We start from the raw sequence: 16,121 nt of genomic DNA, 5'->3' as shown, positions 1-16,121 counted from the left end.
GTTTGCCCGCGCAAGGCCGGGTGATAGCGTCTCGATACGCGCCATTGCTGGCGCAACCCGATTCCGATCCCGGCTTACCCCATACGCAGGGCCGCGCAGCGGCCCGGAGGCAATGCTATGTCTTCACCCCTGGCGCTGGTGCGCGATGTGTCTTCCTTCGAGTCCGGCGATGCCGCCGACGCGCGGACGTCTGCGTCGCTCGACCTTCTCGAGCAGGTCGTCGGCGTGAACCTCGCGCGCTTGCGCGCCGAGCGACAACTGTCGCTCGATGCGCTTGCGCGGCTGTCCGGCGTGTCGCGCGCGATGCTCGCGCAGATCGAGTCGGCGCGCAGCGTGCCGTCGATCAAGGTGCTCTGCAAGATCGCCGCGGCGCTGAAGGTGTCGGTCGCCGCATTCCTGCGCCGCCATGCGGTGAACGGCTTCGAGCACCTGGCGGCCGAGCGCGCGTCGCGCGTCGTCAGCTCGAACGGCCGTTTCTCGGCACGTGCGCTGTACCCGGAAGGCGAGCCGGCCGCGGCCGAATTCCACGAGCTGCGGATCGCGCCGCTGCATACGGAGCCCGGCACGCGCCGCGCGCCCGGCACGACGGTCAACCTGGTCGTCAGCGAGGGCACGCTCGAAGTCAGCGTGCATGACCGCCGCCAGTTGCTCGCGACCGGCGACGCGATCGTGTTCGATGCCGACCAGCCGTACAGCCTGCGCAACCCGGGCGACAGCGAAGCGCGCGCGTTCCGCGTGACGGTGAGCCCCGAAGTGCCGCCGCGCTGGCTCGTGCCCGACGCGGCGCACGCGGCCGGCTGATCGTGCGGGCCGCACGGAGCGGTTGCCGCCCCCATATCGGGCGGGATCGCGGCGCGGCCGTCGGCCGTTTGGACGATGCCGTTAGACGGAGTCGTCAGTAAGGTTATCCATGTTGTTCGCTGCGCCGCGCGCGCGGCTGTTGTATGCTTGGCCCGCCGTTGATGGGCAGCCCCCATCCGGCAATCAGTGCGTCTTCAGGGCGGGGCGAAATTCCCCACCGGCGGTAGGCTGGCGTAAGCCGGCGAGCCCGCGAGCGCCCGCGCAACCGCGCGGGGTCAGCAGATCTGGTCGAATGCCAGAGCCGACGGTCACAGTCCGGATGAGAGAAGATGTGCAGATAGTCATGTCCGCCAGGGCCGCTTCGCGATGCGTGCGAAGCGGGTTGTCGTTCTGTCTGTTTGCAATGCCCTGAAACGTTTTTCGCCCAAATCGTATTTGCGAGGAGCGTTTCACATGTCCTTGATGTCCCTTTCGTCGGCTCCCGCCGACGCCTTTGCCGATCTCCCGTTGCTGGATTCCGAACCGGTGCCGCCGCGCATCGCCGCTGCGCTCGAAGCGATGCGCGCGGGCCGCGCGGTCGTGCTGCAGGACGATCACGACCGCGAGAACGAGGCCGACCTGATCGTCGCCGCCGAGCGCATCACGCCCGAGACGATGGCGCTGTTGATCCGCGAGTGCAGCGGCATCGTGTGCCTGTGCCTGACCGACGACACGGTGCGCGCGCTCGAGCTGCCGCCGATGGTGCAGACCAACGAGAGCCGCAACGGCACCGCGTTCACCGTCTCGATCGAGGCGCGCGAAGGCGTGCATACGGGCGTATCGGCGGCCGACCGCGTGACGACGATCCGCGCGGCGATCGCCGACAATGCGAAGCCGCACGACATCGTGCGTCCGGGCCACGTGTTTCCGTTGCGTGCACAACCAGGCGGCGTGCTGGCGCGCCGCGGTCACACCGAAGGCACGGTCGACCTGTCGATCCTTGCGGGCCTGAAGCCGGCCGGCGTGCTGTGCGAGCTGATGAATCCGGACGGCACGATGACGCGCGGCGACGACGTCGAGCGTTTCGCGCAACAGCATGGATTGCCGATGCTGACGATCGCGGAACTCGTCGAATTCCGCGCGGCGCTGGCGGCTGCGCGCGAGCGTTGCTGCGAACCGGCCTGAGCGAGGAGGGAGCGGGCGCGTTCGCGCGCCCTTGACCTGGCGCGCGTGAACCGCCGCATGCCGGGTCGGCCTGACCCGGCCTGAATGAACGTCAGGACTGCACGTCGCCGAATTCGCCGCGCATGCCGGCTTCGACGAGCGCCGGCAGTTCGTCCATCCTGCGCATGATCCGCGTGATGCCCATCGAGCGCAGCGCGTCCGCGTAGTTGTCGGGGATGTGGCTTGCGCCGACGAATGCGATCGTCTTCATTCCTGCCGCGCGTGCGGCATTCAACCCCGATACGCTGTCCTCGACGACGATGCAGCGCGCCGGCGCCACGCCGAGCGTCTGCGCCGCATGCAGGTAAACGTCGGGGTAGGGCTTCGGCCGCGACACCTGCTCGGAACTGAACACGCGCTCGCCGAAGATCTCGGTGAGCGACGCGCGCTTCAGCGAGTTGCGCACGCGCACGAGCCGGCTGTTCGACACGACCGCGGCCGGCAGGCTGACCTTCAGCAACGCGTCGCGCACGCCGGTGATCGGCGCGAGCGATTGCGCCAGCGCGATCTCGATGTTGTGCTCGATGGTCTCGATGAAGTTGGCGGGCATCTCGACCCCGAAGCGGGATTCGAGCCCCGACAGGAAACGCGACGTCTGCTGGCCGAACGCCGACTTCGCGGCGGCTTCGAAATCGATGTGCGGGAAGGTGGCGGTCAGCGTTTCAAGCAGCACGCGGTCGGCGATGACTTCGCTGTCGACGAGCACGCCGTCGCAGTCGCAGATGAGGTGATCGAGCATGATGGTGAAAAAGCGGGATATCGGCGACGCCGATCGATTCGCCATCATACGTGCTTTCACGCGCTTGCCGCGCGACGTTTCGGCAAATTTGCCCGATGCGGCCGTGGCGTCGCAGCCTGTCGTACCGGTGTGCTGCCGGTCGTGCGACGATGGCGGCCCGCTTGCACGGGCCGCCATCGTTTGCGTCACATCTCGATCACGCGCCCCGTTTTCCACGACGTCATCGCGGCCTCGGCCAGTTCGAGCGCGGCGAGCCCGTCGTCGATCGTCGTCCTGACCGGCGTGCCGTCGCGCAGCGCGTCGACGAAGTGCGCGATCTCGGCCGCGTACGCATGCCGGTAGCGCTCGAGGAAGAACGGCTCCGGCACGTCCGTCGCGATGCCGCCGGCCAGCCACGCGCTCACCTCGGTCGGCCGCACGTTGCCGGCCTGCAGCATCCCGTTGCTGCCGAGCAGCTCGAAGCGCTGGTCGTAGCCGTAGGCCGCGCGGCGCGACGTGTTGATCTGGCACAGCAGCCCGCGCCGCGTGCGGATCGTCACCGCGGTCGAATCGATGTCGCCGGCATCGAGCACGGCCGGGTCGGTCAGGCAACTGCCGGTCGCGTGCAGCGTCTGCGCTTCGTCGCCGAGGATCCAGCGGAACACGTCGAAGTCGTGGATCAGCATGTCCTTGAAGATGCCGCCGGAGCTGCGGATGTAGTCGACGGGCGGCGCACCCGGGTCGCGGCTCGTGACGACCAGCATCTCCGGTGCGCCGATCTCGCCGCGCTCGACGCGCGCTTTCAGCGCGGCGAACGTCGGGTCGAAGCGGCGCTGGAAACCGATCATGCAGGTCACGCCGGTGCGCCGCACGACGTCAGCGCATTCGCGCGAGCGCTCGACGGTCAGGTCGACCGGCTTCTCGCAGAACACGGCCTTGCCCGCGTTCGCCGCCGCGGCGATCAGGTCCGCATGCGTGTCGGTGCTCGACGCGATCACGACCGCCTGCACGGCCGCGTCGCCGAGCGCGCGCTCGATGTCGGCGGCCTGCGCGCCATGCGCGTGTGCAAGCGCTTCGGCCGACGGCGCATGCCGGTCGATCACGTACTTCAGCTTCGCGCCCGGGTGGCGCGCCAGATTCGCCGCATGGATCTTGCCGATTCTTCCCGCGCCGAACAAAGCGAATTCGATCATCCTGTTTTCCTCTTCCGTTGAGTCCGTTGTCTTCCTGACGGGCGTGCAGATATCGCGCATATCGAGTGCTTCGCCGCACACGTCGTCTTGCATGCTGGTCGTCACGTCGGCCGCGCACGGCAGCGATGCTCAGCAATCCGCCAGTTCGCGCCGCACGTAGTCGATGCTCGCGCGCAGCCGGTCTTCGATGTCGTCGGCCTCGGCGATTTCGTTCGCGAACGGCTCGAACGAGAACGCGCCGCGGTAGCCGCGCGCGAGCAGTTCGCGCAACTGCCGGATGTTGCCGAGCCGGTCGGCGCCGCCGACCAGCACGCGATGGCCATCGCGCATCCGGTCGACCGGCAGGTCGCCTTCGTCGACGCCCGAGATGTGCACGAGGCCCGTCAGGTTCGGGAAGAAGATGTCTTCGCCCGACAGGTGATGGTGGAACGTGTCGTGCACGAGCCGGAAAACCTGTTCGCCGGCCGCGTCGTAGATGCCTTTCACCGCGTCCGACTTGCGGCGCAGCGCGCATTCCTCGAAACCGAGCGGCTCGATGAAGCCGAGCAGGCCGCGCGCTTCGAGGATCGGCCTGAGCGCCTTCAGCGCCTTCACGAGATCCGCATGGCGCAGGTCCGCGCCGCGTGCGTCGCCGCGGCTGTTGGTCGGGCACAGCACCAGCGCGCGTGCGCCGCATTGCGCCGCGTAGTCGGCCAGCACCGTCGCTTCGTCCGCGCGCTCGGCGTTCCATTGCTCGAAGCGCTGCAGCGCGTTGATCGTCAGGATCGTCACGCCGCCGGCTTCGGCCGTCGCGCGTACCGCGGCGGCCGGCGTGCCGTCGGCGATCTCGACGCCGTCGAGATCGTTGCGGATCTCGATCGTGTCGATGCCGAGGCGCCGGCACAGCGCGACATGGCGGTCGAGCGGCAGGCGCGGCGCGCTCATCCGGTTCAGCGAAAAGTGGAATGCTTGCGTCATCGTTCTGTCCTTGCGTGTCGAGTGGGGGCCGGGTTCGAATCAGGTGCCGGTGCGGGCGGTGCCGCCGGCCGGCAGGTTTGCGGGCAGCGCGGCGTGTGCGTGCCACGTGTCGCGCAGCCAGTGCGCGCATGCGACGTTGTTGTCGAAGATCGAATAGCGTGCGCCGCCGCCGTAATCGGGAAACGGGATGAATTCGCAACTGACCTGTTCGAGCCGAATCGGCCGTGCGTGAACCTGCGATTGCAGCAACTGGCGCAGCGCGGCCTTCCACGTGTCGAGTGCCGCCGCGTGCCATTCGCCGTGCCAGGCGCCCGGCGCCGGCGCGACGAACGGATACTGGATGCCGCGGCCGGGCCGGCCGTCCGCGCGGCGCATCCAGCGGTTCTCCGGGTTGTTCGGAATCACGCTGCGCGCGTGTGCATGCCGGACCCAGCCGCGCGCGATCCAGTCGGCGTAGAGGGTGCCGGGCGACGCAGGGTCGAGCGTCAGGCGGCCGCTGTCGCCCCGTTCGCGTATGCCCGATGCGTCGAGTTCGGCGCGATTGCCGATCTTGAACAGCAGGTGCGAATGATCGAGCGTGATCCGGAACGGCGCACCGGCCTGCTCGACATGCTGCGCGACACGTGCGACGCGCGTGAAATCCTCGCTCCACATGTCGACGTGCACTTCGAGGCTCGGCAGGCAGCCGACCGGCTCGCCGCGTTCGTAGGTACGCAGGTAGAAATCGGCGACTTCGCGGTCCGACAGCGGATGGCCGTCCGCGTGATGCGCGTAGAGCTGGCAGTTGAGCACCGTGCTGCCGAACCGCGCGCCGGCAGCGATGATTTCGGCGACATGCGGTTCGTCATGGCCCGCGCGCCAGATGCCGCCGATCACGCGAATCGGCAGCGCGTGGCGTTCGACCAGCGCGAAATACGGCGACAGATCCTCGCCGCGCGCCGGGTTCTTTTCGATGTAGTCGAACACGCCGGCGCCGGCGACCATCCGGAAGCGTTCGGCCGGCGCGGGCAACGGCAGGCCGTCGTGCTCGAGCACGCCGTCGAGGTTCACGCCGATGAGGATCGGTTCAGCCATCGTCTCCTGTCCGTTGTTGTCCTGGGGATGGCTGCTCAATGTACGGATGCGCCGCGCGGGCTGCATGACAAACGTTGACGAAAAATCGCCAATGCGACGGTCGATTTTTTCGCCGCGCGCGTGCGGCGTGACGCGCGGCGCCATTCAGGGCTGCAGGTAGGCGCTCGTCCTCACGTTCGCCGCACAGAACACCCGGAATTCGACCGGGTCGCCGGGCGGCGGCTGTTCGACGATCCCGCACGCATGCAGCACGTGCTGCAGCGCGGAAATCGCCTGTCCGTCCGGATCCTGGTCGATCGCCAGATCCATCGCGCCGGCTTCGATGAAGCTGCGGTGCTCGTCGAGCATCTCGTGCCCGATCCAGACGATGCGCCCGGCCGCGCCGGCCTTGCGCAGCGCTGCTTCGATGCCGGCCGAGCCGGCGCCGCTGTTGTAGATCGCGACCACGTCGTCGTGCGCCTGCAGTGCCTTCGTCACCGCGCGGTAGCAGCGGTCGTCCTGGTCGAGCGTCTCGACCGGTTCGGCGTCGCAGCGCAGCGCGGCGAACGCGTCGGCGAGCTGGTCGCGGCAGCCGGCCATCCGGTCGGCGTGTGCGCGGTAGCCCATGCGGCCGCCGAGCAGCAGCACGCGGCCGGGGCGTGCCGCCAGGCGGCCGACGTAGTAGCCGGCCGTGCGCCCGGCGCGGTAGTTGTCGATGCCCGCGTAGTGCACGCGGTCGATGCCGCCGATGTCGGTGACCATCGTGACGACGGTCTCGCCGCGTGCGATCGCGCCGGCCAGCGCGTCGCGCACGCGGGCCGTGTCGCGTGCCGTGACGATCAGCGCCGCGCGCCGGTATGCGGGTCGTTCGATCAGCGCGGCGGCGCGTTCGTCGTCCGCGGCGGGCAGGATCGTGCGGTGCACGACCACGCGCCGGTCGAGCATCTGCAGCGAGCGCTGCAGTGCCTGCTGCAGCCGCCGGAAGAACGGCGCATCGGTGTCCGGCAGCAGCACGTCGACGTGGATCAGCCCGTGCCGCGTGTCGGGCAGTTGCCGCGGCACGCCGAGCTGCCGCGCCGCCGCGACCACGCGCTCGCGTGCCTGCGCCGAGACGCTGCCGCGCTCGTTCAGCACGCGGTCGACGGTGGTCGTGCTGACGCCGGCGAGCGCCGCGATCTCGTCGAAGCGCGCGGTGCGCTTGCGCCAGCGCGGCCCGGATTCACCTGCCATGGTCGTCTCCATCGTCGTAATCGCCATCATCGGGTGCGTGGCGCTGTCGGGAACGCTAAAGCGATGGCGAAATTTCGTCAATGTTTCGATTGAGCGGGGGCGGCCGGGCGCCTAATTTTGATTCCATGCCGAAGCGCTTGCCGCGCACAAGCAAACCAGGAGACACGAGTGGCCCATACCGACGACCAGGCGCACGATCGCACGGCGGCGCGCCGTCAGGAATACCGAATGATCGGCGGCGCCGGCGAGCGTGCGCACGCGGCGGGGCTCGTCAATGCCGAGTGGTACCGGTGCGCGGTGCCGCGGCCGCTGATGAAGCAGCTGATGCAGCGCGGCGACGCGCGTGCGATCCACGACACGCTGATCTGGTACGCGGCGATCGCGGCCAGCGGCGCGCTCGCGTGGCTTGCGTGGCGCGCGCATTCGGCGTGGGCCATTCCCGCGTTCTTCGTGTACGGCACGCTCTACTGCAGCCCGGCCGACTCGCGCTGGCACGAATGCGGGCACGGCACCGCGTTCCGCACACGCTGGATGAACGACGTGCTGTACCAGGTCGCGTCGTTCCAGGTGTTCCGCCGCGCGACGGCGTGGCGCTGGAGCCATGCGCGCCATCACACCGACACGCTGGTCGTCGGGCGCGATCCGGAAATCGCCGCGCCGAAGCCGACCGACTGGCTCGCGCTCGCGCTGAACGTCGTCGCGCTGAAGCATGTGGCCGGCGAGCTGCGCAAGATGATCGCGGCCGCGTTCACCGGCCGGCTCGACGACGACGAGCGCACCTACGTGCCCGAATCGGAATGGCCGAAGGTCGTGCGCGAGTCGCGCATCCATCTGGCGGTTCATGCGCTCGTGGCCGGTGCGTCGCTGTACTGGCACACACTCCTGCCGCTGCTCTACATCGGGCTGCCGAGCCTCTACGGCGCGTGGCTGTACCTGTACTTCGGCCTCACGCAGCACGCGGGCATGCCCGAGAACGTGCTCGATCATCGGCGCAATTGCCGCACCGTCATGATGAATCCCGTGTTCCGCTTCCTTTACTGGAACATGAACTACCACGTCGAGCACCACATGTTCCCGATGGTGCCGTTCCACGCGCTGCCGAAACTGCACGAAGCCGTGAGGGCCGACATGCCGCCGCCGTACCGCAGCACGCTTGCCGCGTATGCGGAGATCGTGCCGGCGCTGGTCCGGCAGACGCGCGACCCGTCCCATCACGTCGTGCGGCCCGTGCCGGACACGACGCGCGCGTGACCGACATCGAACAATCCAATCACGGAGACACGCATCATGACGCAATGGATCGACACCGGCGCGCTCGACGACATCGACGATGAAGACGTCGCGCGCTTCGACCACGCAGGCCGCACGTACGCGATCTACCGGATCGACGGCAATGTCTATGCAAGCGACGGCCTGTGCACGCACGAGCGCGTGCATCTCGCGGACGGGCTCGTGATGGGCCATGTGATCGAATGCCCGAAGCACAACGGACGCTTCGACGTGCGCGACGGCCGGCCGCTGTCCGCACCCGCGTGCGAGAAGCTGCGCACCTACCGCGCGAAGATCGAAGGCGGCCGGATCCTGATCGAGGTGTGACGCGATGGCGAACGAGCGTGTGATGGCGATCGTCGGCGCGGGCCATGCGGGCGGACGCGCGGCGCAGGTGCTGCGCGAGTCCGGCTGGTGCGGGCGCATCGTGCTGATCGGCGCGGAGGCGCACCTGCCGTACGAGCGGCCGCCGTTGTCGAAGGGCGTGCTGACGGGCGAGCGCAGCGCGGCGCAGTGCCGGCTGCGCGATCCCGACGCATGGGCGGCCGACGGCATCGAGCCGATGGTCGCGACGGTCGAGCGCATCGATCCGCACGCACGCGAAGTGCGCGTGTCCGGCGCTCGGGTGTTCGGCTACGACGCGCTGCTGCTCGCGACCGGCGCTCGCGCGCGCCGCCTCGCGATTCCGGGCGCGGCGCTCGATGGCGTGTTTGCATTGCGCACGCTCGACGACGCGGCGGCGCTCGGTGCGCGGCTCGTGCCCGACGCGCGGATCGTGCTGATCGGCGGCGGCTTCATCGGTCTCGAAGTCGCGGCGTCGGCGCGGCTACGCGGCTGCCGCGTGACCGTACTCGACGCCGCGCCGCGCGTGCTCGGGCGCGCGGTGCCGGAGTCGATCGCGGCGCGCGTGCAGGCGCTTCACGAGGAGCAGGGCGTGGCGATCCGCGTGAACCGGAAACCCGTTGCGATCGAGCGGACCTCGGGCGGCGCGCTGGCCGTCGTGCTCGACGACGGCGGCACGCTGATCGCCGATACGGTCGTGGCCGGCATCGGTATCGAACCGGCCGACGAACTGGCACGCGACGCGGGCCTCGCGGTCGATCGCGGCATCGTCGTGAACGCGCGGCTCGAGACGTCGGCGCGCGGCATCTATGCGGCCGGCGACGTCGCGGTGTTTCCGAGTGCGTTGTCGGGGCGACCGGTCCGGCAGGAGACGTGGCACGGCGCGGAGACCCAGGCGCGCGCCGCCGCGCGCAACATGCTCGGCGCCGACGAACCGTACCGCGAGATACCGTGGTTCTGGTCGGATCAGTACGACGCACAGTTGCAGGTGGCCGGGGAGCCGGCGCTCGGCGAGCGGGCGGTCGCGCGCCGGCTCGATGGCGACGCTGAAATCCATTTCCATTTCGATGGTGGCGGACGGCTCGTCGCGGCGAGCGGCTTCGGCCGCGCGTCCGGATTCGTCAAGGAGATGAAGCTGGCGAGGACGCTGGTCGAACGCGGCGCCGCGGTGGCGCCGGCGGCGGTCGCCGATGCGAACGTGAAACTGAAGTCGCTGTTGCCGGCGTCGGCCGGCGGGTAGGTGGAACGCCCGATGAAAAACAGCCCGCGGCCTTCCGGCACGCGGGCTGTATTGCTTCGTCGATGCGACGGGCCGCGTCAGTGCGGTACGTGCAGTTGCAGATAGAGCACGGCCGCGAGCGAGCCGCCGATCAGCGGGCCGACCACCGGAATCCATGCATAGCGCCAGTCGCTGTCGCGCTTGCCGGGAATCGGCAGCAGCGCATGCATGAGGCGCGGGCCGAGGTCGCGCGCGGGGCTCATCGCGTAGCCGGTCGGGCCGCCGAGGGAGATGCCGATGCCGAGCACGAGCAGGCCGACGGGCAGCGCGTCGAGTGCACCGAGGCCGACCTGCGGCGACGCGAGATACAGCACGCCGAGGATCAGCACGAACGTGCAGATCGCCTCGGTCAGCACGTTATGCCGGACGCTGCGGATCGCGGGCGCCGTGCAGAACACCGCGAGCTTCAGGTCCGCATCGGCTTCCTTCGCGAAGTGCTGGCGATACGCGAGCCACACGAGCAGTGCGCCCGTCATCCCGCCGAGCATCTGCGCGAGGATGTAGCCGCCGACTTTCGACCACGCGAACTTGCCCGCGAGCGCGAGGCTGATCGTCACGATCGGGTTCAGGTGCGCGCCGCTGAACGACGCGGTCACATAGACTGCGACGAACACGGCCATCGCCCAGCCCCACACGATCACGATCAGGTCCGCGCCTTTGCCCTTGGTCTTCGCAAGCAGCACGTTTGCGACCGCGCCGTTGCCGAGCAGCACGAGGATCGCTGTGCCGATGAATTCTGCAATGTAAGGTGACATGTTTGTCTCTCGTATGTCGCGGCGGACTCGCGCGCTGCGCGGTCCACCGGTGTTGTTGTATTGCGTCTGGATGACTGACGATTACTGGGTATCGTCGGCCCACGCCTTCGCGGCACGCACCGCACGCTGCCAGCCGGCCATGCAGCGTTCGACCTGCTCCTTCGGCATCGACGGCGAGAAGCGGCGATCGAGCTGCCACTGGTCGCGCACTTCGTCGAGGTTCTTCCAGTAGCCGATCGCGAGGCCCGCGAGGTAGGCCGCGCCGAGCGCGGTCGTCTCGGTGATCTGCGGACGCACCGCGTCGACGCCGAGCAGGTCGGCCTGGAACTGCATCAGCAGGTTGTTCGCGCTCGCGCCGCCGTCGACGCGCAGCTCGCCGATGCTGATGCCCGAATCGGCTTCCATCGCGGCCAGCACGTCGAGCGACTGGTAAGCGATCGCATCGAGCGCCGCGCGCGCGAGGTGCGCCGACGTCGTGCCGCGCGTGACGCCGAACACCGAACCGCGCGCCCGCGCGTTCCAGTGCGGTGCGCCGAGGCCGGCGAACGCGGGCACGAGATAGACGCCGTCGGTGTGCGCCACGCTCGCGGCGAGCGCTTCGATTTCAGCGGCCGTCTTGATGATGCCGACGCCGTCGCGCAGCCACTGCACGACCGCGCCCGCGATGAAGATGCTGCCTTCGAGCGCGTACTGCACGTCGTCGCCGATCTGCCACGCGATCGTCGTGACGAGGTTGTTCTTCGACTCGATCGGCTTGTTGCCGGTGTTCATCATCAGGAAGCAGCCGGTGCCGTAGGTGTTCTTCACCATGCCCGACGTCGTGCACATCTGGCCGAACAGCGCGGCCTGCTGGTCGCCCGCGATGCCCGCGAGCGGGATCTTCGACGCGAACACGGTCGTCTTCGTGTAGCCGTAGATTTCCGACGACGCCTTCACTTCCGGCAGCATGCTGCGCGGGATGTCGAGCAGTTCGAGCAGCTCGTTGTCCCACTCGCGCGTATGGATGTTGAACAGCATCGTGCGCGATGCGTTCGTCACGTCGGTCACGTGCAGTTCGTGCTTCGTGAAGTTCCACACGAGCCAGCTGTCGACGGTGCCGAATGCGAGCTTGCCCTGGCGTGCCTTGTCGCGCGCGCCCGGCACGTTGTCGAGGATCCAGCGGATCTTCGTCGCGGAGAAGTACGAGTCGATCGGCAGGCCGGTCTTCGCGCGCACCTTCGCTTCGAGGCCCTGCTGCTTCAGCGAGTCGCAGAAGTCGGCCGTGCGGCGATCCTGCCAGACGATCGCGTTGTAGACGGGCTGGCCCGTCTCGCGATCCCAGACGATCGTCGTCTCGCGCTGGTTGGTGATGCCGATCGCCGCGATCGACGTGCCGTTCAGGCCCGTGCGCGTGACGGCTTCCGCGGCGACGCCGGCTTGCGTCGACCAGATTTCCTGCGGATCGTGCTCGACCCAGCCGGGTTGCGGGTAGATCTGTTCGAATTCCTTCTGCGCGATCGACACGATATTGCCCTGGCGATCGAACAGCATCGCGCGGGAACTTGTGGTGCCCTGGTCAAGCGCGAGGATGTACTGTTCCTGCATGTCTCTCATCTCCATCCGTGGATTGGCTTAGTTGTGATGCGCGCCGCATGTGGAGCGGCGCGTCGGTGAGTCAACGTCGGTAAGACAACTGCAACTGCATTCGGATCACGCGTGCGGCGCGTGCGCGGCTGCGAACCACGCATCGACCGCGGCCGTCACGGCATCGAGCGTGCCCGGCGTGACATGCAGGCCGAGCTTCGAGCGGCGCCACAGCACGTCCTGCGCGCAGGTCGCCCATTCGGCGTCGCGCAGGTAGCGCAGTTCGGCGTCGTAGATGCCCGGCGCGATTTCAGTGCCGAGATCGGCGAGCGACTTCGCGCCGTCGACCACGCGTTCCGCGCGCGTGCCGTACGCGCGCGCATAACGACGGGCGAGTGCGGCCGGCAGCCACGGATGACGTTTGGCGAACGTGTCGGCGAACACGTCGAACTTTGCGTTCGCGATGTCGCCGCCCGGCAACGCGACGCCGGACGTCCAGGTTGTCGCGTCGCTGCCGAGCGCGCGGCACAGCATGTCGCCGGCTTCTTCCGCGAGCTTGCGGAACGTCGTGATCTTGCCGCCGAACACCGACAGCAGCGGCGCGCCGGCGCCGTCGTCCAGCTCGAGGCGGTAGTCGCGCGTGACGGCCGATGCGTTCGCCGCGTTCTCGTCTTCCAGCAGCGGGCGCACGCCCGAATAGGTCCAGTGCACGTCGGCCGGCGAGATCTTGCGCTTGAAGTAGCGGTTGATCGAATCGCACAGGTACTGCGTCTCGTCGCGATCGATCGCGACCTTCGCGGGATCGTTCGTGTATTCGACGTCGGTCGTGCCGATCAGCGTGAAGTCGTGTTCGTACGGAATCGCGAAGATGATCCGCTTGTCCGGGTTCTGGAAGATGTACGCGTGGTCGTGATCGAACAGCCGGCGCGTGATGATGTGGCTGCCCTTCACGAGCCGCACGCTGTGCTGCGCCCCGCGGCCGAGCGCGCCGTGCAGCACGTCGCCGACCCACGGGCCGGCCGCGTTCGCGATCGCGCGCGCATGCACGACGCGGATCGAACCGTCGGCGTGCTGCAGCCGCGCTTCCCATTCGTCGCCGCGGCGTTCGGCGGATACCAGCTTCGTGCGCGTGAGGATCTCGGCGCCGCGCTCCTTCGCATCCATCGCGTTCAGCACGACGAGGCGTGCGTCGTCGACCCAGCCGTCCGAATACACGAAGCCGCGCTTGATCGAGTCGATCAGCGGCGCGCCGGCCGCATGGCGGTGCATGTCGATGCCGCGCGAGCCGGGCAGCAGTTCGCGTTTCGCGAGGTGATCGTAGAGGAACAGGCCGATGCGGATCAGCCAGGCTGGCCGCAGGTTCGGCATGTGCGGCATCACGAAGCGCAGCGGCCACATGATGTGCGGCGCCGCGCGCAGCAGCGTCTCGCGCTCCTGCAGCGCCTTGCGAACGAGCCCGAACTCGTTGTACTCGAGATAACGCAGGCCGCCGTGAATCAGCTTCGTGCTGGACGACGACGTGTGCGACGCGAGATCGTCCTGCTCGCAGAGCATGACCGACAGGCCGCGGCCGGCCGCATCGCGCGCGATCCCCGCGCCGTTGATGCCGCCGCCGACGACGAGCAGATCGTAGCGATTCGGTTGGGTCACCTGCTGTCCTTATCGTCTGATGGAAATGGTTGAACACAAAATGTTCGAATTCGAAATTTAACGAACGAAATCGAAAAAGTAAAGTTCGATAAAGCGGGGCCAGTAGCGCGCGACGCGATCCCGGACGATACTGGCGGAATCGACCGTTTCGCGAGGTGAATCATGCGTATTGGGATGTGGGCCGGCTTATGCACCGTCCTTCTGGCGGGGTGCAGCGCCGGCACGCCGCCGCTCGCCGGCAACTGGCGGGCGCCGTCGTTCGCCGACCTGCAGGCGTCGTGCGGCGGCACCGCGCGCGACTGGGGCGCGGATGCGCAGCCGGTCTATTCGACGCTGTACGACGCGTACGTGGCGAAACGGTATCGCGGGCTGAGCGAAACGAACTATTGTACGTTCGTAAACGAACTTTCGACGCACTATGCGGCGCCCGACGCGGCGGCGCGCGCCGGCTGGATCGCGTATTTCAACGGTGCGCGCGCGCAGGCCATCAGCTGGCGGGCGGCGGTCGATCCGACGCTGCGCGGCGGCTGAAGCCGGCTGCGGCGAACGGGCGGGGAAGCGGAAACGACCGTGCGGCCGGAAATCCGGCCGCACGGTCAGGTCAGGAACAACGGGCCGGAAATCCGGCCGCACGGTCAGGTCAGGAACAACGGGCCGGAAATCCGGCCGCACGGTCAGGTCAGGAACAGCGGGGCTTCAGGAATAGCGGTACTTGATGGATCGCAGTGCGGCGTCGCCGGTCTCGGTCACGCAGTATTTGCGCCCCGAGCCGAGCCCTTCCAGGCGGACGAGCTGCTGTTCGAGCAGGATGTCCAGTTCATCCCGATCCATGTCGCGCTGATCGGGCGCGTCCTTCACAAGCAATAGCGTGGCGAATTCATGCGGACTCAGCATCGTTCTCTCCATGGCATCCGGTCTGCCCGCGCGGCCGGCGCAAACGCCGACGCACGATACCCCGGGGGGTATGGCTTGGGGGGAAAGCTGTATTCGCCGGCCCTGAAGTGTTCGCTCACGCCCTGGCACAGGCGGTCGGGCGAACGGACCGGGGAACTGGAGTCTAGTCGAGCACGCAGGCAACGACAAATCGTGCCCCGTTAATTTTCCGTTTGACAGAAGAATGCACCGCAAGCGGTCCGCTCGCGGCGCCAACTTCTTGATTTCACTTGAAGTTTCGGGTGCGGTGCAGCATCGCAAGCGTCATTCCGCGACGTACACCTGGGTGCCGGCGGCCGCCACCGTGTCGGCCATTTCCGGCGGCAGCGGCTTGTCGGTAAAGAGCGCGTGTACCTGGCTCAGGTGGCCCTGGCGCACCAGCGCCGGGCGGCCGACCTTCGAATGGTCGGCCACGAGGTAGACCGTGCGCGCATGCTGCATGATCGCCTCGGCGACACGCACCTCGCGCGTGTCGAAGTCGCGCAGCGTGCCGTCGGCCTCGATCGCCGACGTGCCGATGATCGCGTAGTCGACCTTGAACTGGCGGATGAAGTCGATCGCGAGCTCGCCGACGATGCCCTTGTCCCACGGCCGCACGATGCCGCCCGTGATCAGCACTTCGCAGTCGGGGTAGCCGCTCATCATCGACGCGACGTTCAGGTTGTTCGTGATCACGTGCAGCCCGTGGTGGCGGTTCAGTGCGCGCGCGACTTCCTCGGTCGTCGTGCCGAGGTTGATGAACAGCGACGCCTGGTCGGGGATGTGCGACGCCGCGAGCGCCGCGATGCGCCGCTTCTCGTCGTGGAACATCCGCTGGCGCGCCGTGTACGACACGTTCTCCGAGCTGGTCGGCAGGCTCGCGCCGCCGTGGTAGCGGCGCAGCAGGTTCAGGTCGGCGAGCCAGTTCACGTCGCGGCGGATCGTCTGCGGCGTCACCGCGAAGTGCGCGGCGAGATCGTCGACGGTCACGAAGCCGTCGCGCTGCACCCATTCGAGCAGTTCCTGCTGGCGCGCGTTGAGGGTGAGGCGGGGATCTCGGGTCATGGCTCGATGGTCGTGTCGTGAGACGGAGCGGGTATTGTAAGGGCGGCAACGGCGTTCGGCCGGCCTGGCCGGCACGGCAGGCTGCAATTCATGCAGAAATCGCATGGATTCATGTGACAAATGAATTTGTG

16 protein-coding genes and 1 riboswitch are annotated in these 16,121 nt (G+C 68.2%); of the genes, 6 read left to right on the top strand and 10 right to left on the bottom strand.

Annotation, left to right across the window (positions count from 1 at the left end):
- Window positions 1-117 precede the first annotated feature (117 nt).
- Both R9B84_RS14040 and ribB read left to right on the top strand, forming a co-directional pair.
- Window positions 118-801, top strand: a complete 684-nt coding sequence (locus R9B84_RS14040) for a helix-turn-helix domain-containing protein (protein WP_096471725.1) — start codon at window positions 118-120, stop codon at window positions 799-801.
- 186 nt (window positions 802-987) lie between these two features.
- A riboswitch (FMN riboswitch) is annotated at window positions 988-1,136 on the top strand.
- 118 nt (window positions 1,137-1,254) lie between these two features.
- The gene (ribB, locus tag R9B84_RS14035) at window positions 1,255-1,965 is read left to right on the top strand and encodes a 3,4-dihydroxy-2-butanone-4-phosphate synthase (RefSeq protein WP_423758391.1); all 711 of its coding nucleotides are present in this window, start codon (window positions 1,255-1,257) and stop codon (window positions 1,963-1,965) included.
- A gap of 91 nt (window positions 1,966-2,056) precedes the next feature.
- Here the strand turns inward: ribB and R9B84_RS14030 are convergent, their stop codons facing one another.
- From R9B84_RS14030 to R9B84_RS14010, 5 genes are all read right to left on the bottom strand, one after another.
- The gene (locus R9B84_RS14030) at window positions 2,057-2,743 is read right to left on the bottom strand and encodes an HAD family hydrolase (protein ID WP_423758390.1); all 687 of its coding nucleotides are present in this window, start codon (window positions 2,741-2,743) and stop codon (window positions 2,057-2,059) included.
- A gap of 185 nt (window positions 2,744-2,928) precedes the next feature.
- A complete protein-coding gene (iolG, locus tag R9B84_RS14025; RefSeq protein WP_423758389.1) occupies window positions 2,929-3,915 on the bottom strand; it encodes an inositol 2-dehydrogenase in 987 nt (328 codons plus the stop codon).
- 129 nt (window positions 3,916-4,044) lie between these two features.
- Window positions 4,045-4,872: a TIM barrel protein gene (locus R9B84_RS14020; RefSeq protein ID WP_423758388.1), complete on the bottom strand. Its 828-nt coding sequence runs from the start codon at window positions 4,870-4,872 to the stop codon at window positions 4,045-4,047.
- Window positions 4,873-4,911: 39 nt separating this feature from the next.
- The gene (locus R9B84_RS14015; protein WP_423758387.1) at window positions 4,912-5,946 is read right to left on the bottom strand and encodes a xylose isomerase; all 1,035 of its coding nucleotides are present in this window, start codon (window positions 5,944-5,946) and stop codon (window positions 4,912-4,914) included.
- A 144-nt stretch (window positions 5,947-6,090) separates the two neighbouring features.
- On the bottom strand, window positions 6,091-7,155 hold the full coding sequence (locus R9B84_RS14010) for a LacI family DNA-binding transcriptional regulator (RefSeq protein WP_423758386.1): 1,065 nt from the start codon (window positions 7,153-7,155) through the stop codon (window positions 6,091-6,093).
- 168 nt (window positions 7,156-7,323) lie between these two features.
- On the opposite strand from R9B84_RS14010, the gene R9B84_RS14005 reads away from it, so the two are divergent.
- From R9B84_RS14005 to R9B84_RS13995, 3 genes are read left to right on the top strand one after another with little or no spacing between them, the layout of a single operon-like run.
- Window positions 7,324-8,406: a fatty acid desaturase family protein gene (locus tag R9B84_RS14005; RefSeq protein ID WP_423758385.1), complete on the top strand. Its 1,083-nt coding sequence runs from the start codon at window positions 7,324-7,326 to the stop codon at window positions 8,404-8,406.
- Window positions 8,407-8,442: 36 nt separating this feature from the next.
- A complete protein-coding gene (locus tag R9B84_RS14000) occupies window positions 8,443-8,751 on the top strand; it encodes a non-heme iron oxygenase ferredoxin subunit (RefSeq protein ID WP_423758384.1) in 309 nt (102 codons plus the stop codon).
- Between the two features lie 4 nt (window positions 8,752-8,755).
- On the top strand, window positions 8,756-10,006 hold the full coding sequence (locus R9B84_RS13995) for an NAD(P)/FAD-dependent oxidoreductase (protein ID WP_423758383.1): 1,251 nt from the start codon (window positions 8,756-8,758) through the stop codon (window positions 10,004-10,006).
- A 77-nt stretch (window positions 10,007-10,083) separates the two neighbouring features.
- On the opposite strand, the gene R9B84_RS13990 is transcribed toward R9B84_RS13995, so the two are convergent.
- The 3 genes from R9B84_RS13990 to glpD all read right to left on the bottom strand — a co-directional run bounded on the left by R9B84_RS13990 (window position 10,084) and on the right by glpD (window position 14,013).
- Window positions 10,084-10,800, bottom strand: coding sequence for an MIP/aquaporin family protein (locus R9B84_RS13990; RefSeq protein ID WP_423758382.1), 717 nt, complete (start codon window positions 10,798-10,800; stop codon window positions 10,084-10,086).
- An 81-nt stretch (window positions 10,801-10,881) separates the two neighbouring features.
- Window positions 10,882-12,384, bottom strand: coding sequence for a glycerol kinase GlpK (glpK, locus tag R9B84_RS13985; protein ID WP_423758381.1), 1,503 nt, complete (start codon window positions 12,382-12,384; stop codon window positions 10,882-10,884).
- A gap of 105 nt (window positions 12,385-12,489) precedes the next feature.
- Window positions 12,490-14,013 carry a glycerol-3-phosphate dehydrogenase gene (gene glpD, locus R9B84_RS13980; protein ID WP_423758380.1) on the bottom strand — a complete coding sequence of 508 codons (1,524 nt, stop codon included), beginning with the start codon at window positions 14,011-14,013 and terminating at the stop codon, window positions 12,490-12,492.
- Between the two features lie 174 nt (window positions 14,014-14,187).
- Between glpD and R9B84_RS13975 the strand changes: the two genes are divergently transcribed.
- Window positions 14,188-14,544, top strand: a complete 357-nt coding sequence (locus tag R9B84_RS13975; protein ID WP_423760005.1) for a hypothetical protein — start codon at window positions 14,188-14,190, stop codon at window positions 14,542-14,544.
- 165 nt (window positions 14,545-14,709) lie between these two features.
- Here R9B84_RS13975 and R9B84_RS13970 read toward each other — a convergent pair whose 3' ends face one another.
- Together R9B84_RS13970 and R9B84_RS13965 are read right to left on the bottom strand one after the other, a co-directional pair.
- Entirely contained in the window at window positions 14,710-14,907 is a 198-nt protein-coding gene (locus R9B84_RS13970; protein ID WP_006477892.1) for a hypothetical protein, read from the bottom strand.
- Between the two features lie 303 nt (window positions 14,908-15,210).
- Window positions 15,211-15,990, bottom strand: a complete 780-nt coding sequence (locus tag R9B84_RS13965; protein WP_040141834.1) for a DeoR/GlpR family DNA-binding transcription regulator — start codon at window positions 15,988-15,990, stop codon at window positions 15,211-15,213.
- Window positions 15,991-16,121: the final 131 nt, after the last annotated feature.

The sequence above is a fragment of the Burkholderia sp. NLJ2 genome, assembly GCF_049487195.1.
Classification (GTDB): domain Bacteria; phylum Pseudomonadota; class Gammaproteobacteria; order Burkholderiales; family Burkholderiaceae; genus Burkholderia; species Burkholderia pyrrocinia.
This window is presented reverse-complemented; position numbering and strand designations above follow the sequence as displayed.

What these genes read in the sequence shown, in the direction of transcription:
- R9B84_RS14040 (WP_096471725.1), top strand. Translation starts at nt 118, where the DNA reads ATGTCTTCACCCCTGGCGCTGGTGCGCGATGTGTCTTCCTTCGAGTCC.
- ribB (WP_423758391.1), top strand. Translation starts at nt 1,255, where the DNA reads ATGTCCTTGATGTCCCTTTCGTCGGCTCCCGCCGACGCCTTTGCCGAT.
- R9B84_RS14030 (WP_423758390.1), bottom strand. Translation starts at nt 2,743, where the DNA reads ATGCTCGATCACCTCATCTGCGACTGCGACGGCGTGCTCGTCGACAGC.
- iolG (WP_423758389.1), bottom strand. Translation starts at nt 3,915, where the DNA reads ATGATCGAATTCGCTTTGTTCGGCGCGGGAAGAATCGGCAAGATCCAT.
- R9B84_RS14020 (WP_423758388.1), bottom strand. Translation starts at nt 4,872, where the DNA reads ATGACGCAAGCATTCCACTTTTCGCTGAACCGGATGAGCGCGCCGCGC.
- R9B84_RS14015 (WP_423758387.1), bottom strand. Translation starts at nt 5,946, where the DNA reads ATGGCTGAACCGATCCTCATCGGCGTGAACCTCGACGGCGTGCTCGAG.
- R9B84_RS14010 (WP_423758386.1), bottom strand. Translation starts at nt 7,155, where the DNA reads ATGGCAGGTGAATCCGGGCCGCGCTGGCGCAAGCGCACCGCGCGCTTC.
- R9B84_RS14000 (WP_423758384.1), top strand. Translation starts at nt 8,443, where the DNA reads ATGACGCAATGGATCGACACCGGCGCGCTCGACGACATCGACGATGAA.
- R9B84_RS13995 (WP_423758383.1), top strand. Translation starts at nt 8,756, where the DNA reads ATGGCGAACGAGCGTGTGATGGCGATCGTCGGCGCGGGCCATGCGGGC.
- R9B84_RS13990 (WP_423758382.1), bottom strand. Translation starts at nt 10,800, where the DNA reads ATGTCACCTTACATTGCAGAATTCATCGGCACAGCGATCCTCGTGCTG.
- glpK (WP_423758381.1), bottom strand. Translation starts at nt 12,384, where the DNA reads ATGCAGGAACAGTACATCCTCGCGCTTGACCAGGGCACCACAAGTTCC.
- R9B84_RS13975 (WP_423760005.1), top strand. Translation starts at nt 14,188, where the DNA reads ATGTGGGCCGGCTTATGCACCGTCCTTCTGGCGGGGTGCAGCGCCGGC.
- R9B84_RS13970 (WP_006477892.1), bottom strand. Translation starts at nt 14,907, where the DNA reads ATGCTGAGTCCGCATGAATTCGCCACGCTATTGCTTGTGAAGGACGCG.
- R9B84_RS13965 (WP_040141834.1), bottom strand. Translation starts at nt 15,990, where the DNA reads ATGACCCGAGATCCCCGCCTCACCCTCAACGCGCGCCAGCAGGAACTG.